This is a genomic window from Altererythrobacter sp. Z27, assembly GCF_052683155.1.
Genome location: NZ_JBQYMC010000001.1, coordinates 2,078,115 through 2,091,170, shown reverse-complemented (window position 1 = coordinate 2,091,170; position 13,056 = coordinate 2,078,115). Strand labels below are relative to the sequence as shown.

Below are 13,056 nucleotides of genomic sequence, written 5' to 3'. Positions count from 1 at the left end.
GCAAACGCTCTCCGCGTTTCGGAAATCGCCACACATACAGCTGTCACCATGGGGTGATCGAACCCTGCACATCGATGCGAGCCAAAATCATGAATGGAAGTCGGAAGAAATCGCGCGGCCATAAGAGGGACGAATTGCCGACTGCGACCGATCGCGAAAAGGAACTAGCGAGCGTTCTCCTGCCTCCCAGCAACAGCACGGCCCCGATCGTGGAGTTGCTGAATCGTGGCGAATGGGGACCGCAGTCAATGCTCGCATTCTCGGATTCGATTTGGCGTGAGGCAGAGGCCGCCAAGCGCGGCGATCTCGGAAAGCAGCGCGAGATGCTGGTCAGCCAAGCTTTCGCTTTGCACGGCCTGTTCACGGAATTGACCCGACGCGCCGCACTCAACCTCGGCGAAAGCCTGGGTGCTGTCGAAACCTACCTACGTTTGGCGCGCAAGGCGCAGGCGCAAAGTCGAGCGACAATCGAGGCGTTGGAGCGGCTGGTACACGGTCGAATGCAAACAGTGCGGCACGTCCACGTCAATGAAGGGGGCAGGCAGTCATTGCCGATCATATCCATCATCATGGCCGGGGCCCCCGAAATGGAAAATGCGACGATCAATCCCATGCAACCGAAGAACCTCGCGTCAGCACCCCGTTCCCGGAAGGGGTCAGTGTGTCAATCTCCAGCCGTGAAGGGGCTAAGACGCTGTCGAATGCACGGCGGCGTAAATCCGGGGCGCCTAGGGGCAATCGCAACGCATGGAAGCACGGTGGGCGATCCAACGAGGTGAAGGTGATGGCACGCCACCTGAGGGATTGTTCGAGTGCCGCTGATTAGATGCCTTTAGTTTTCAATCGAACTGCTGCAGCAAGAAAGATCAGAAGCTGGCCATGTTCGATGCAACGGTCCTTTTGTCAGCGAACTCGGTCATAGGTCGTTCCTGAGCGCAAGATGCGCTTGGCAGCGCTTTTTGCTTGCTGAACAAGCGGCACTCGAAGCGGTTTCCCGTCTTCAATGCCGCCAATGTTATGTCCCGTCCGAATGTCTACAGGGTAACGCCGATAGATTCCGCCGTCCGCGAGGAGAGGCGTGTGATAAGAGCACCCTTCGAAGTAGTAATGTGTGACCTGACTATGTCGCGTTCGCGCCGGATCAGAGATCGCAGAGCCACCATGTAGCAAGTTCGCAGCCCAGATCAGGGCTTGTCCCTTCTTTATGTGAGCGTCCTCAGAGACCAAGCCATTGTCCTCAATTACTTGAGCAATGCCGGGCTCATAGTGAGTCTGATAGAGAACGTACGGATTGCGACCCTCAAGACGTTCAACGCCAAAATCTACCAAGGTCTTTTGCGGCAATTTGTGCGAGCCGGGGTAGTAGCGCAGGGGCCCGTTGTTCGCGTCGATGTCCTCTAGTGCGAACCAAACACCAGCCATGTAGCCTTTCGGGTTGCTGTCGAAATGGATCGTATCGCTATGCGCTAACTGTTCCGTCCCGCGGTCGAAGTTTAGCGTCTGAAAGGGGAAAGCGGGGCGCCCGTAAAGTGCAGCGAGCGTTTCGAGCACGACTGGCAACGTCGCCAGCTCTCTTACAGTTTCGCACATTCGCCATGCGTTCTCGATGCGGTGCTGATCGTCGAATCGACCAGCGAGCTGGGCTGTGATTCGATCTGTCAGAGGGAGCGCCTCTGGAACATTGATCACGACATAGCCATCGCGAGCGAATTGGTCGGCGAGATTTGACAGAGTAGCTGCTTCCATGTGGGCTCCCATTTATTTCCACGCGGCCCCGTTAGCAACTGCGGATTATTCTGAAAACAATGGATTACCTGCTGCAACTGTAATTGAGGATCAGACGCGAGTTTCCGGGCAAGTCTTGAAAGCAACAACCAAGTTTTCTGTACGCATTCCATACGGCGCGCGCGGAAGAACTCTAAATATTTGAAGTATTGGCGCACCCGACAGGATTCGAACCTGTGACCTCTGCCTTCGGAGGGCAGCGCTCTATCCAGCTGAGCTACGGGTGCGTGGCGCCGTCAGCGACAAGCGAGCGGCGCGCTTAGCAAAGCGCTGTCCCGCCTGCCAGCCGAAAATCGCGCGCCCTTGCGCCTCGCGGTTAACGCAGCAGCCCCGCGCATTAGGGATTTGGCAATTCTGGCCCGCTAATCCGGCAGGACCATGTCGGGAATCGCCAACACCGAAACGACTCCAACCGCCCGCGCCGAGGTGCTCGCCGCGCGTTGGCAGGCATTGCACGCCGCCGGGCAGGAAATCGGCACCATGGCCGCACTCGCGCCAGAGCCGTTCGATTCCGGGCTTGAAGGCTTCCCCGCCCGGATCGAGGCCAGGGGCGGAGCGCGGCTTGTGCTCGCCAGCGACGGCATCGCCGATCTCGACGCGATCCTCCAGCCGGGCCTAATCGCGCTGCGCACGATCCTGGCCCGGGGGCAGGACACCACCGCGCCGGCGCTGGCGCTTTGGCGCGAATTCCATGCCCTGCGCACGGCGCTGCTCAGCCTTGCGCCCGAAACCGAAGTTGAAACGGAAGCCGAAACTGCGAATCCGCCGGTCGCCGCCTGACGCTTGACCGCGTTCGTGATCTGTTCCAGTCTGGCTGGATGCCGACACCCCTGATCGCCAATCCCGATTCGCCACCATCGACAGTGCATGACGCGGCTGCGGTCGCGCGCGGCGTGGGGCGGCTGTTCGCGCGCAACGACATCTGGTGCCTCACTGAAATGCCGCTGCGCAACGGCCGCCGCGCCGATTTGATGGGAGTCGATGCCAAGGGGCAGATCGTGATCGTGGAGATAAAGGTCGCACGCAGCGATTTGCTGGGCGACGCGAAATGGGGCGAATATCTCGATTTCTGCGACCGGTTCTTCTGGGCGCTGCCCCCCTCGCTCGATCGCGCCCCGCTCGAAGGAGAGGCATTCCGCCCCGATTGCTGCGGCGTGATCGTGGCCGACGGTTATGATGCCGAGATCTTGCGCCCGGCACCGCTGCAGCCGCTCAACGCCGCGCGGCGGAATAAGGAGCTGCAGCGGCTCGCCCGCGCGGCGCTGCGCCGCCACGCCGGGCTGATCGATCCGCTCTGCGCGAAGCTGTCCGGCGCGCAATAGACTCCTCGAACCCGTCGCAATTTGCGATCGGCGCGGCTAGAACGCCACCATGCTGCTCGCACTCGCCATTGCCGCGCTGTCGATGACTGCGATCGTCGCCTTGCGCTATTTCATCAGCAGCGGGTTCTTCGCCTGGCTCACCGGGCGCAAGCGCCCCGGCCAATACGCAGCGCTGGGCACGCAGATCCGCCGCGAGATCGGCTGGTCGCTCGCCTCGGCGGCGATCTATGGCGTGCCCGCAGGGCTGGTGGCCTGGGCCTGGCAGAACCTTGGATGGACGCGAATCTACAGCGACATTGGCGCCTACCCCCTGTGGTACCTGCCGCTTTCGCTGTTCATCTATCTCTTCGCGCACGACACATGGTTCTACTGGACCCACCGCTGGATGCATGTGCCGCGGCTGTTCCGGCTGGCGCATGCCGTCCATCACGCCAGCCGCCCGCCAACGGCATGGACCGCCATGAGCTTCCACCCGCTCGAGGCGATCACCGGCGCCGTGGTGATCCCCGCGCTGGTGTTCGTGGTGCCGATCCATCTGGGCGTGCTGGCGCTGGTGCTGGCGATCATGACGGTGATGGGCGTCACCAACCATATGGGTTGGGAGATGTTTCCGCGCCGGCTGGTCCACTCGCGGCTTGGCAATTGGCTGATCACCGCGAGCCATCACGAGCGCCATCACGAGGAATATCGCTGCAATTACGGCCTCTATTTCCGCTTCTGGGACCGCGCGTGCGGCACCGATCGCGGACTGACGGAGAAATTCGGATGAAACCTGTCGCCGCTCTCGGCCTTGCCGCCGCTTCTGCCGCCTTGCTGGTGGGGGCCACGCCGCCCAAGCCGGGCGAAGTCGCCATCACTGTAACTGACCTGCGCTCGGCCAAGGGCGTGGTCCGCGCCTGCATGACCACCAATGCGAAGGTCTTCCCCCGATGCCGCGAGGATCCGGCCTCGCATCGGGTGGTGGTTCCTGCGGGCACCAGGGTCGAGCTGCTGTTCAGCGGCGTCAAGCCGGGCCGCTATGCCGTGGCCTTGCTCCATGACGAGAACGACAATGGCAAGGCCGACCGCGCGTTGGGAATGATGCCCAAGGAAGGCTTCGGCTTCTCGCGCGATGCGAAAGTGCAGATGGGTCCGCCCAAGTTCGATGACGCCGCTTTCGACTATGCCGGGGATGCGGCCACGCTGACGATCCGCATGCGCTACATGCTCTGAGGCGGACCGCCATCGGCGTGACGTCACGCCGCCGATAAACCGCGACATCATGCTTTTCTGCGCAACTTAACGGTAAGTTTACCATGTCGCGCCAAAACCCATGGCTGACTCACTAGTCAGGAGCATGATTGGGCCATGGATAGCTTGCGCGGCAGCTTCGATACGCCGGACTTTACCGACGTCTCGACTGATTTCGACCTCGCCGACGAGGATATCGCTCGCGACCTGCCGCCGGCAGCGATCGGCCAGGACGAGCGCCGCATGCAGGTGCGCGCTTATAATCACTGGGCGAGCCTGCTGGGCGAACGCAACTTCCCTTCGATCGAAGAACTCGATCCGGAAAACCTGACCGATTTCGGCCCCTATAGCGTGCTGCTCGACTTCTCGACCGGGATCGAAGACCCGGCGATCCAGTTCCTGGGCGACCAGCTGGCCGCCGAATGCGGCGCCGAAGGGCAGATCGACAAGCTGTCGGACGTGCCCAGCCGCTCGCTGCTGAGCCGCATCACCGACCATTATCTGCAGATCCTCGCCAACCAGGCCCCGATCGGCTTCGAAGCCGAATTCGTGAACCAGCGCGGCGTGACGATCCTCTATCGCGGCATCCTGCTGCCCTATTCCTCCGACAATGACACGATCGATTTCATCTATGGTGTGATCAACTGGAAGGAGATGGCCGACCAGGCCGCCGCCGACGAGCTGCTGCTCGAAATCGACCAGGCTCTCGAAACCGAGGAAGACGAACCGGCCATGCGAGACAGCGACCCCGTGACCGAGTGGGCCGATGGCCCGAGCGCCGACGATTCCGAAGCGCCGGAGAGCGTGGGCGAAGCCAGCAATGTCAGCGACATCGGCCAGTTCGGCCAGTTCGGCGACGAAGAGGACGAAGACGTCTTCGAACTCCCCGAGCCCGATTTCGGCCAATATGGCCTCGACGTCGATTACGAGGATGAGGAAGAAGAGGAAGCGAATTACGATTTCGCTTCGCTCACCGACCATATCGCGCCGCCGACCAAGAAGGCGCTGTCGCTCGACCTTGACGAACTCGCGGCATTGCCGCCGCTGCCCGAAACCTCGGGCGAGATCGGCTATGATAGCAGCGCCTTCGATACGGCGCCCGCCAACTTCTCGTGGAACGAAGAGGCGGAAAGCGACGACAGCTCGCTCGAGGAAGCGCCCGCCAGCTACTCATGGAGCGAGCAGGCCGAGAACGGCGCGGACAATGGCGCGGATAGCGGCGACGTCGAAGCGGATGGTGAGGACGAAGAGGAATTCGTCGCCGAACTGCCCGCCGATGCCGGCCTTTACGACTATCTCGCCGCCGCGCGCGAAGCCGCCGAAAGCGCCCGCAACAGCGAGGATCGCAGCCGCCATTCGCTCTATGCCGCAGTCGGCCAGGCCTATGACTTCTCGCTCGCGGCGCAGGAATCGCCCGAGGACTATGCCGAACTGCTCGACGAATGCGGCATCGCGGCGCAGGAACGCGCGCCGATGACGCCGGTGGTCAAGCTCGTATTCGGCGCCGATTACGACAAGACCCGCCTCACCGAATATGCCGCGGCGCTCAGCTATGCGCACCGCGTCGGCATCGCGCATGGCGCGCTGTCGAGCTATCTCTGCGAGGCCGAGGGCGGCCTCAAGGGCGTGGTCAATGCCGAGCGTAAATGGCGCCGCGAACAGGCCGGCAAGGAAGTCGAAGCCGAAGACGGCGTGCGCGAAGCGCTGGCGAAGAAGCTGCGCGAACTCGAACCGCAGGACTTCAGCGAGCTCGAGCCCGAGGGCGGCGAATTCGCGCTGGTGATGATCCGCCGGACCGAAGATGGCGAGATCGTGGTGCTGGGCGAAGTCGAGCAGGACATCCCGCTGATCGAACGCGCCGCGCGCAAGCTGCTCGGCTAGACAGCCGCCGCACCTCAAAGTTCCGACACTTCGCACTGGCCAGCCGTGCCGGTGCGCGATAGGGCGCGCCAATGTCTGTTCGGGCAAGGCGCGCGATGATCTGGATCCTTGGAACACTGCTGGCGTTCGCGTTCGCGCTTGCCATTGCGCTGCTGATCGCGATCCGCATCAACGGCGCGGCGGTGCTCGACCGGGTCGACCGGATTGCCGGGGGCTCGCGCGAAGTGGCGCTGCTCGAACAGGCGCGCTTCGGCCAGGGCGGCAGGCAAGTGCTCGACGTTTACGGCATCGCTGCCGCCTCATCCGAACCGAAACCTGTCCTGCTTTTCCTCCACGGCGGCGGGTGGAACAGCGGCAACCCCGCAGATTACGGATTTATCGGCCGCGCCTTCGCGCCCGAAGGCTTCGTGGTGGTGACCGCCGGATACCGCCTCCATCCCGAAGGCGTGTTCCCCGCCATGCTCGAGGATACCGCCAGCGCAATCGGCTGGACCCGCGCAAATATCGCGCGGCTGGGTGGCGATCCGGACCGGATCGTGCTCGCGGGCCATTCGGCGGGCGCCTATAATGTTGTGATGAGCGCGCTCGACCGGCAATGGCTGGCGCGCGAAGGGCTGGCGCCCGATGCCATCGCCGGGGTGATCGGCCTTGCCGGGCCGTATGATTTCTTCCCCTTCACCAATGAGTCCGCGCGCAACGCCTTCGGCCATGTTCCCGATGGCGAGACGACCCAGCCGATCCGTTTCGTGCACCCCGGCGCGCCGCCAATGCTGCTGCTGCATGGCGACAAGGACACGGTTGTGCGCCCGCGCAACAGCCATGTGCTCGCCGCAGCGCTTGAAGCGCTTGGCACAAGCGCCGCCACCCGCATCTATCCGGGGATGGACCACACCGATGTGCTGGTTTCGCTCGCCAGCCCGTGGCGCAGCAAGCGCCCGGTGCTGAAAGACATGGTGGAATTCGCACGATCCGTGCGGGCTTCAGTTCCGGTTCAGGACGAAATCGGCTAGCTCGTCATCAACATGCGCCTGTTCTGCCATTTCGTCGCTTTCATCGCCGCGCTGCTGCTGTCGGTCCATCCCGCTGCCGCGCAATCGGTACTGCGCGATGCGGAGACCGAAGCGCTGCTCAACGACATGGCCGCGCCGCTGGTTAAGGCCGCCGGGCTCGAGCCGGGCAATGTCGACATCATCCTGATCAACGACCCCACCATCAACGCCTTCGTTGCCGGGGGGCAGGCCGTCTACATCCACAGCGGGCTGATCAACGCGGCCGACACCGCCAATGAAGTGCAAGGCGTGATCGCACACGAGCTGGGCCACATCACCGGCGGCCATATCGTGCGCTTCGACGAAGGCATGGCTGCGGCCAGCAATATCTCGATCCTCAGCTTGCTGCTGGGCGTGGGCGCGGCGCTAGCCGGGGCAGGCGACGCCGCCATCGGCATCATGCAGGCCGGGCAGCGTGCGGCGCTGGGCAAGTTCCTCGCCTTCAGCCGGGTGCAGGAATCCTCCGCCGACGCGGCAGGCGTCGAATATCTGTCCAAGGCGGGCATTTCGGGACGCGGATCGCTGGCTTTCTTCGGCAAATTGCAGAGCCTCGAATTCCGTTATGGCGTGAGCCAGGATGACGATGCCGCCTTCACCCGCACTCACCCGCTTTCGGGTGATCGCATCGCGCGATTGCGCGAGGCCTATATCGTCGACCCGGCATGGAATGCGCCCGACGATCCCCGGCTGCAGGCGCGCTTCGAGCGGGTAAAGGCCAAGCTCTACGGCTATTTGGCCGAGCCGCAAAAGACGCTCTCGGCCTATCCCAAATACGACACCAGTGTCCCCGCGCGCTATGCCCGCGCCTATGCCTATCACAAGAGCGCGCTGATCGATGACGCGATGAAAGAGGCCGAGGGCCTGCTCGCGACCGATCCGGAAAACCCCTATTTCCTCGAGCTGGCCGGGCAGGTGCGGCTCGAATCGGGCGACCCGCAAGGCGCGCTGCCCTATCTGCGCAAGGCCACCGACAACAGCGGCAGCCAGCCACTGATCGCCGCCATGTTCGGCCATGCGCTGATCGCGACCGAAGACCCGTCGCGCTTCGAGGAAGCCGAAAAAGTGCTCAAGGCCGCCGTCGCGCGCGACCGGCTCAATCCCTTTGCATGGTACCAGCTCGGCGTGGTCTATGCCGCGCGCGGCGACATGCCGCGGGCGCGGCTCGCCAGCGCCGAACAGCAGGTGATGAGCCGCCGCTATCCCGAGGCGCTGCGCAGCGCGCAGGCCGCCGAAATGGGGTTGGAGCGCGGCACGCCCGACTGGATCCGCGCGCAGGATATCGCATTGCAGGCACGCGCCGAGCTTGAGCGCATACGCGACCGAAAGTGAGTTCAAACGGGGGCAGAATGACCGACAATTTCAAGACTTCGCTTCGCACCGCCGCGCTGGCGCTGCTGTTTGGCTTCGCCGGAGCCGCGCTCTGGTCCTATTCGGGCCTGGGCGATGCGCGCACCAAGAACTACCTCCTCGCCAATCCCGATATCCTGCCGCAGATGGCCGAAGCCTATCAGTCGCAGCAGGCGAAGGACCGGCTGGCGGGCATTTCCGCGCAGGTCATGACGCCGTTCCCCGGCGCGGTGCTGGGCAATCCCGACGGCTCGAAAGTGCTGGTCGAGTTCACCGACTACAATTGCCCCTATTGCGCGATGAGCCAGGCCGACGTGCACCGGCTGGTCGAATCAGACCCCGAAGTGAAGATCGTGGTTCGCGAATGGTCGATCTTCCAGGGCAGCGAAGTCGCTTCGCAAATGGCGCTCGCCGCCGCGAAACAGGGCAAATACGCCGCCTTCCATGACGCCATGTTCCGGCTTGGCCCTGTCTCGCCCGAAAGCGTCGAGGCCGCCGCGCGCGAAGCCGGGCTCGACCTTGAGCGCGCGCGCGCCGACGCCGCCTCGGACGAAGTGGCGCAGGAACTGGCACGCAACCATGCGCTGGCCGGGCAACTCGGCTTTTCGGGCACGCCCAGCTGGGTGACGAAGGATCGCGCCTTCGAAGGCGCAGTGGGATTTGGCGCGCTCAAGGAGGCGCTTGAGCCGGGCGACAGCTGATGGCTGGCAGGTGCAGCCTGGCCTTGATCGCTTCGGCAATGGCGCTGGCCTTCGCCGCGCCGCCCGGGGCTGCGGCACAGCAGGTCGGGTCGGCCAAGGCGCTGCAAATCTTCTCCGAACGGCAAGCGCTCGAAGGGCGGCTGCAAGACATCGGCTGGAAACTCGCGACCGCCAACGCTCCCTTCTGCGACAAGGCGATCCCCGCGGTCGGCCTGCAGCTGCACGACATGGCGAGCTATGGCGACCCCGCCGCGATGCGCCTGCTGCTTGGCCTCACGCACGATTTCGCGTTGCTGACGGTGGCATCGGACTCGCCGGCAGCTGCGGCGGGACTGGCTCCGGGCAGCGAGATCGCGGCGATCGACGAGGTCGAACCCAATCACTGGGAGACAAGCGGTTCGCGCGACTGGCGGCGAACGGTCCGCGCGCACGATCTGATCGACGCGCGACTGGTGGAGAACGGGTCCGTCACCGTGACGCCCATTGGCGGCGCGCCGGTCACGCTCGCTCCGGTGATGGCCTGCGCCTCGCGCTTCGAGCTGGGCGGCAGCGGCAAGCGCGCAGTCGCGGAGGGAACGCGCGTGATCATCGACCGCGATTTTCCCGGCTTCGATTATGCCGAAGACGAACTGGCCGCCGCAATCGCGCATGAACTCGCGCACAATCTGCTGAGGCATCGCGCCTGGCTCGATGGCGAAGGCCGCAGGCAGGGGAACATCCGGTTGACCGAGCGCGAGGCCGACCGGATGATGCCGTGGCTGCTCGCCAATGCCGGTTACGATCCCGGCGCCGCCATGCGCTTCATGCAGTTGTGGGGCCCGCGCCATTCGGGCGGCATCCTGCGCAAGCGCAGCCATGACGGGTGGGACGAGCGCGCCGAAGCGATCGAGGCCGAAACGGCGCTGGTCCGGCAGCTGTGGCGCGGTGAAGGCATTGCCGACTGGCGCGCGCACTTCCGCCGCGAGATCGCGCCCGCAAGCTAGGCGTCAATCCTCGGTGATATTGGCGTACATCGAATTCATCGGCCGCTCCATCACCCGGCGCACCATCGGCTCGAAGAAACTCAGCGGCGCGCTGTCGTAACTGGGGTCGAACGCGGCCTGGTCGTATTTCTCGCAGAAATGCGCGCAGGCTTCGAAATGCGGATGGCCGCGATACTGCTCGCGGATATCGCGATCCATGCCGACGAGGTGGAAATAGTAATAGCCCTGGAACGCGCCGTGCTTCTCGCAGATCCAGTGATATTCCTCTGGCACGAAGGGCTTGATGATCGCCGCAGCCACATCGGGGTGGTTGTAGGTGCCCAGCGTGTCGCCAATGTCGTGCAGCAGCGCCATCACCACATAGCGCTCGTCGCGCCCGTCGCGGTGTGCGCGCGTGGCCGTCTGCAGCGAATGTTCGAGCCGGCACACCGGGAAGCCACCGAAATCGCCCTTGAGCAGCTTGAGATGGTCGAGCACACGATCGGCGACGCCCTTCGCGAAATCCCGGTATTCGCGCCCGATGATCGCCCAATCCTCGGCAGTGCCTTCGGTCATGGCGGTGAATTTGGCGTGTTCGCCCGGATGTTCCAAAGTGGCCATCGTACCTCTCCTTGCAGACGGACAGTGTAACCCGCGCGACGGCAGGCGGCAAAACAAACTGCACCCTGCCGCTCAAATCGGCTAAGGGATTGGCAATGGCCATGTTGCCTTTCCGCCCTACGCCCTTCTTCGCAAACAAGAATCGGGCATTCTGGAACCTCCAGCTCGCCGGCTGGGGGGGCGCGTTCCTGCTGCGCGCAAGCGCGGCAATCGCCAATGGCCAGCCGTGGGACCTGGTCGCGGTGATTCTCGTGGCGACCATCACCGGCTTCTCGATCAGCCTGGTGCTGTCGGTGATCTATCGCCAGTTGATCAGCAAGCAGCCGCTGGTGACCTGGACCGCTACCGTGCTGGCGCTGGTGGTGGCGGTGACGATCTATGCCTCGATCGACGCCTGGGTGCAGGGCATCTATTACGCGGGGATCCGCGAAACCACCTTCGCGCAGCGCTTCATCGGCCTCAGCTACATCCCGCTGACGCTGCTGGGCGGCTGGAGCGCGCTCTATTACGCGATCAACTACTTCCTCACCGTGGAGGAACAGGCCGACCGGCTCGAACGGCTCGAAGCGCAGGCGACCAGCGCGCAGCTGGCCATGCTGCGTTACCAGCTCAACCCGCATTTCCTGTTCAACACGCTGAATTCGATCAGCACGCTGGTGCTGCTGAAGCAAACCGAACCGGCTAATGCCATGCTCTCGCGCCTGTCCGCCTTCCTGCGCCACACGCTGATCATGGAGCCCGGCAGCCAGGTGACCCTGGCGCAGGAGGTTGAAACGCTGCAGCTCTATCTCGATATCGAGCGGATGCGGTTCGAAGAACGGCTCAGGACCGATTTCAAGATCGACGACGCGGCGCGCGACGCGCTGCTGCCTTCGATGCTGCTCCAGCCGCTGGTGGAGAATGCAGTCAAATACGCCGTCTCGCCGCAGGAAGAGGGTGCGCGCATTTCGCTCAGCGCCCGCGTGCGGGGGCACCGCCTGCAGATCAAGGTCGAGGATACCGGGCCCGGCCTGGCAGGGCCGCGGCAGGGAGACATGCTGCGCTCGCACGGCGCCCCCGGCCAGCCGATGTCGACCGGGGTCGGCCTCGCCAATATCCGCAACCGGCTGGCGCAAGCCTATGGCCCCAACCACCGGTTCGAAACCCGCTCCGGCGCGGGCGGCGGCTTCACCGTGCTGATCGAAATCCCTTACGAGACAGCAACGGCCGAAACGCCCGATCCCGAAGCGGCACCCCCCACCCAGTCGGCATTGCCGGCCAAACAGACGCCCGCCGCAAGCCTTGCACGCGGGCGCAGCATGGAACCCAACGCATGACTATCCGCACCATCCTGGTCGATGACGAGAAACTGGCCATCCAGGGCCTGCAGCTCCGGCTTGAACCGTTCGAGGACATCGAAGTGATCGCCACCTGCTCGAACGGGCGCGAAGCGATCCGCACGATCAAGACCGAGAAGCCCGACCTGGTGTTCCTCGACATCCAGATGCCGGGATTCGACGGCTTCGGCGTCGTCAAGGGCGTGATGGAGATCGAGCCGCCGCTGTTCGTGTTCGTCACCGCCTATGAGGAACATGCGATCCGCGCGTTCGAGGCCAATGCGGTCAACTACCTGATGAAACCGGTCGATCCCGACAAGCTGGCCGACACGATCGAACGCGTGCGCCAGCGGCTGGCGGAAAAGAAGTCCGCCGAGGAAGCCGACAAGCTTATGACCGTGCTGGCGCAAGTCGCGCCGGACAAGGCCGAGGAATTCTCCGCCGCCGATGGCGAAGCGAGCGACCGTTTCGAAAAGCTCATCAATGTGAAGGATCGCGGCCAGATTTTCCGCGTCGATGTCGACACGATCGAACGGATCGAAGCGGCCGGCGACTATATGTGCATCTACACTGCGGACAATTCGCTGATCCTGCGCGAGACGATGAAGGATCTCGAGCGAAGGCTCGATCCGCGCGTGTTCCAGCGCGTGCATCGCAGCTGGATCGTCAACCTCAACCTCGTGCGCCAGGTGCGCCCGCACACCAATGGCGAATGCTTCCTGGTGCTTGAGAGCGGGGCCGAAGTGAAAGTGAGCCGCAGCTATCGCGACGTGGTGGCTAGGTTTGTGCACTGAGCCGTTCGCCCTGAGCTTGTCGAAGGGCTGCTTTTCCTGAAATGAAAG

The 13,056-nt window shown here is 63.8% G+C and carries 14 protein-coding genes and 1 tRNA gene; 12 read left to right on the top strand and 3 right to left on the bottom strand.

Annotated features, from left to right (window positions below; translation table 11 throughout):
- The first annotated feature begins 74 nt into the window (after positions 1 to 74).
- Complete coding sequence (locus ACUJ47_RS10285; RefSeq protein ID WP_445538306.1) at positions 75 to 779, top strand: HGGxSTG domain-containing protein; 705 nt, start codon at positions 75 to 77, stop codon at positions 777 to 779.
- Between the two features lie 124 nt (positions 780 to 903).
- On the opposite strand, the gene ACUJ47_RS10280 is transcribed toward ACUJ47_RS10285, so the two are convergent.
- Positions 904 to 1,746, bottom strand: coding sequence for a phytanoyl-CoA dioxygenase family protein (locus ACUJ47_RS10280; protein ID WP_445538305.1), 843 nt, complete (start codon positions 1,744 to 1,746; stop codon positions 904 to 906).
- A gap of 189 nt (positions 1,747 to 1,935) precedes the next feature.
- Positions 1,936 to 2,012: transfer RNA gene (locus ACUJ47_RS10275), tRNA-Arg, on the bottom strand.
- 151 nt (positions 2,013 to 2,163) lie between these two features.
- Between ACUJ47_RS10275 and ACUJ47_RS10270 the strand changes: the two genes are divergently transcribed.
- The 9 genes from ACUJ47_RS10270 to ACUJ47_RS10230 all read left to right on the top strand — a co-directional run bounded on the left by ACUJ47_RS10270 (position 2,164) and on the right by ACUJ47_RS10230 (position 10,298).
- The gene (locus tag ACUJ47_RS10270; protein ID WP_445538304.1) at positions 2,164 to 2,565 is read left to right on the top strand and encodes a hypothetical protein; all 402 of its coding nucleotides are present in this window, start codon (positions 2,164 to 2,166) and stop codon (positions 2,563 to 2,565) included.
- Between the two features lie 38 nt (positions 2,566 to 2,603).
- Positions 2,604 to 3,107 carry an MmcB family DNA repair protein gene (locus tag ACUJ47_RS10265; RefSeq protein ID WP_445538303.1) on the top strand — a complete coding sequence of 168 codons (504 nt, stop codon included), beginning with the start codon at positions 2,604 to 2,606 and terminating at the stop codon, positions 3,105 to 3,107.
- Positions 3,108 to 3,156: 49 nt separating this feature from the next.
- Complete coding sequence (locus tag ACUJ47_RS10260) at positions 3,157 to 3,876, top strand: sterol desaturase family protein (RefSeq protein WP_445538302.1); 720 nt, start codon at positions 3,157 to 3,159, stop codon at positions 3,874 to 3,876.
- Positions 3,873 to 4,319: a DUF2141 domain-containing protein gene (locus ACUJ47_RS10255; RefSeq protein ID WP_445538301.1), complete on the top strand. Its 447-nt coding sequence runs from the start codon at positions 3,873 to 3,875 to the stop codon at positions 4,317 to 4,319. Before ACUJ47_RS10260 ends, ACUJ47_RS10255 begins: the two co-directional genes overlap by 4 nt.
- Positions 4,320 to 4,454: 135 nt before the next feature.
- Entirely contained in the window at positions 4,455 to 6,218 is a 1,764-nt protein-coding gene (locus ACUJ47_RS10250; RefSeq protein WP_445538300.1) for a PAS domain-containing protein, read from the top strand.
- Between the two features lie 95 nt (positions 6,219 to 6,313).
- Positions 6,314 to 7,228: an alpha/beta hydrolase gene (locus tag ACUJ47_RS10245; RefSeq protein ID WP_445538299.1), complete on the top strand. Its 915-nt coding sequence runs from the start codon at positions 6,314 to 6,316 to the stop codon at positions 7,226 to 7,228.
- A gap of 12 nt (positions 7,229 to 7,240) precedes the next feature.
- Positions 7,241 to 8,596: a M48 family metalloprotease gene (locus tag ACUJ47_RS10240; RefSeq protein WP_445538298.1), complete on the top strand. Its 1,356-nt coding sequence runs from the start codon at positions 7,241 to 7,243 to the stop codon at positions 8,594 to 8,596.
- A gap of 17 nt (positions 8,597 to 8,613) precedes the next feature.
- Positions 8,614 to 9,315, top strand: a complete 702-nt coding sequence (locus ACUJ47_RS10235) for a DsbA family protein (protein WP_445538297.1) — start codon at positions 8,614 to 8,616, stop codon at positions 9,313 to 9,315.
- Positions 9,315 to 10,298 carry a hypothetical protein gene (locus ACUJ47_RS10230; RefSeq protein WP_445538296.1) on the top strand — a complete coding sequence of 328 codons (984 nt, stop codon included), beginning with the start codon at positions 9,315 to 9,317 and terminating at the stop codon, positions 10,296 to 10,298. The genes ACUJ47_RS10235 and ACUJ47_RS10230 overlap by 1 nt, the downstream gene beginning before the upstream one ends.
- 3 nt (positions 10,299 to 10,301) lie before the next feature.
- Here ACUJ47_RS10230 and ACUJ47_RS10225 read toward each other — a convergent pair whose 3' ends face one another.
- Positions 10,302 to 10,898: an HD domain-containing protein gene (locus ACUJ47_RS10225; protein WP_445538295.1), complete on the bottom strand. Its 597-nt coding sequence runs from the start codon at positions 10,896 to 10,898 to the stop codon at positions 10,302 to 10,304.
- Positions 10,899 to 10,993: 95 nt separating this feature from the next.
- Here ACUJ47_RS10225 and ACUJ47_RS10220 point away from each other — a divergent pair, with 95 nt between their 5' ends.
- Complete coding sequence (locus tag ACUJ47_RS10220; RefSeq protein WP_445538294.1) at positions 10,994 to 12,214, top strand: sensor histidine kinase; 1,221 nt, start codon at positions 10,994 to 10,996, stop codon at positions 12,212 to 12,214.
- A complete protein-coding gene (locus ACUJ47_RS10215; protein WP_445538293.1) occupies positions 12,211 to 13,008 on the top strand; it encodes a LytR/AlgR family response regulator transcription factor in 798 nt (265 codons plus the stop codon). Before ACUJ47_RS10220 ends, ACUJ47_RS10215 begins: the two co-directional genes overlap by 4 nt.
- The last annotated feature ends 48 nt before the right edge of the window (positions 13,009 to 13,056 follow it).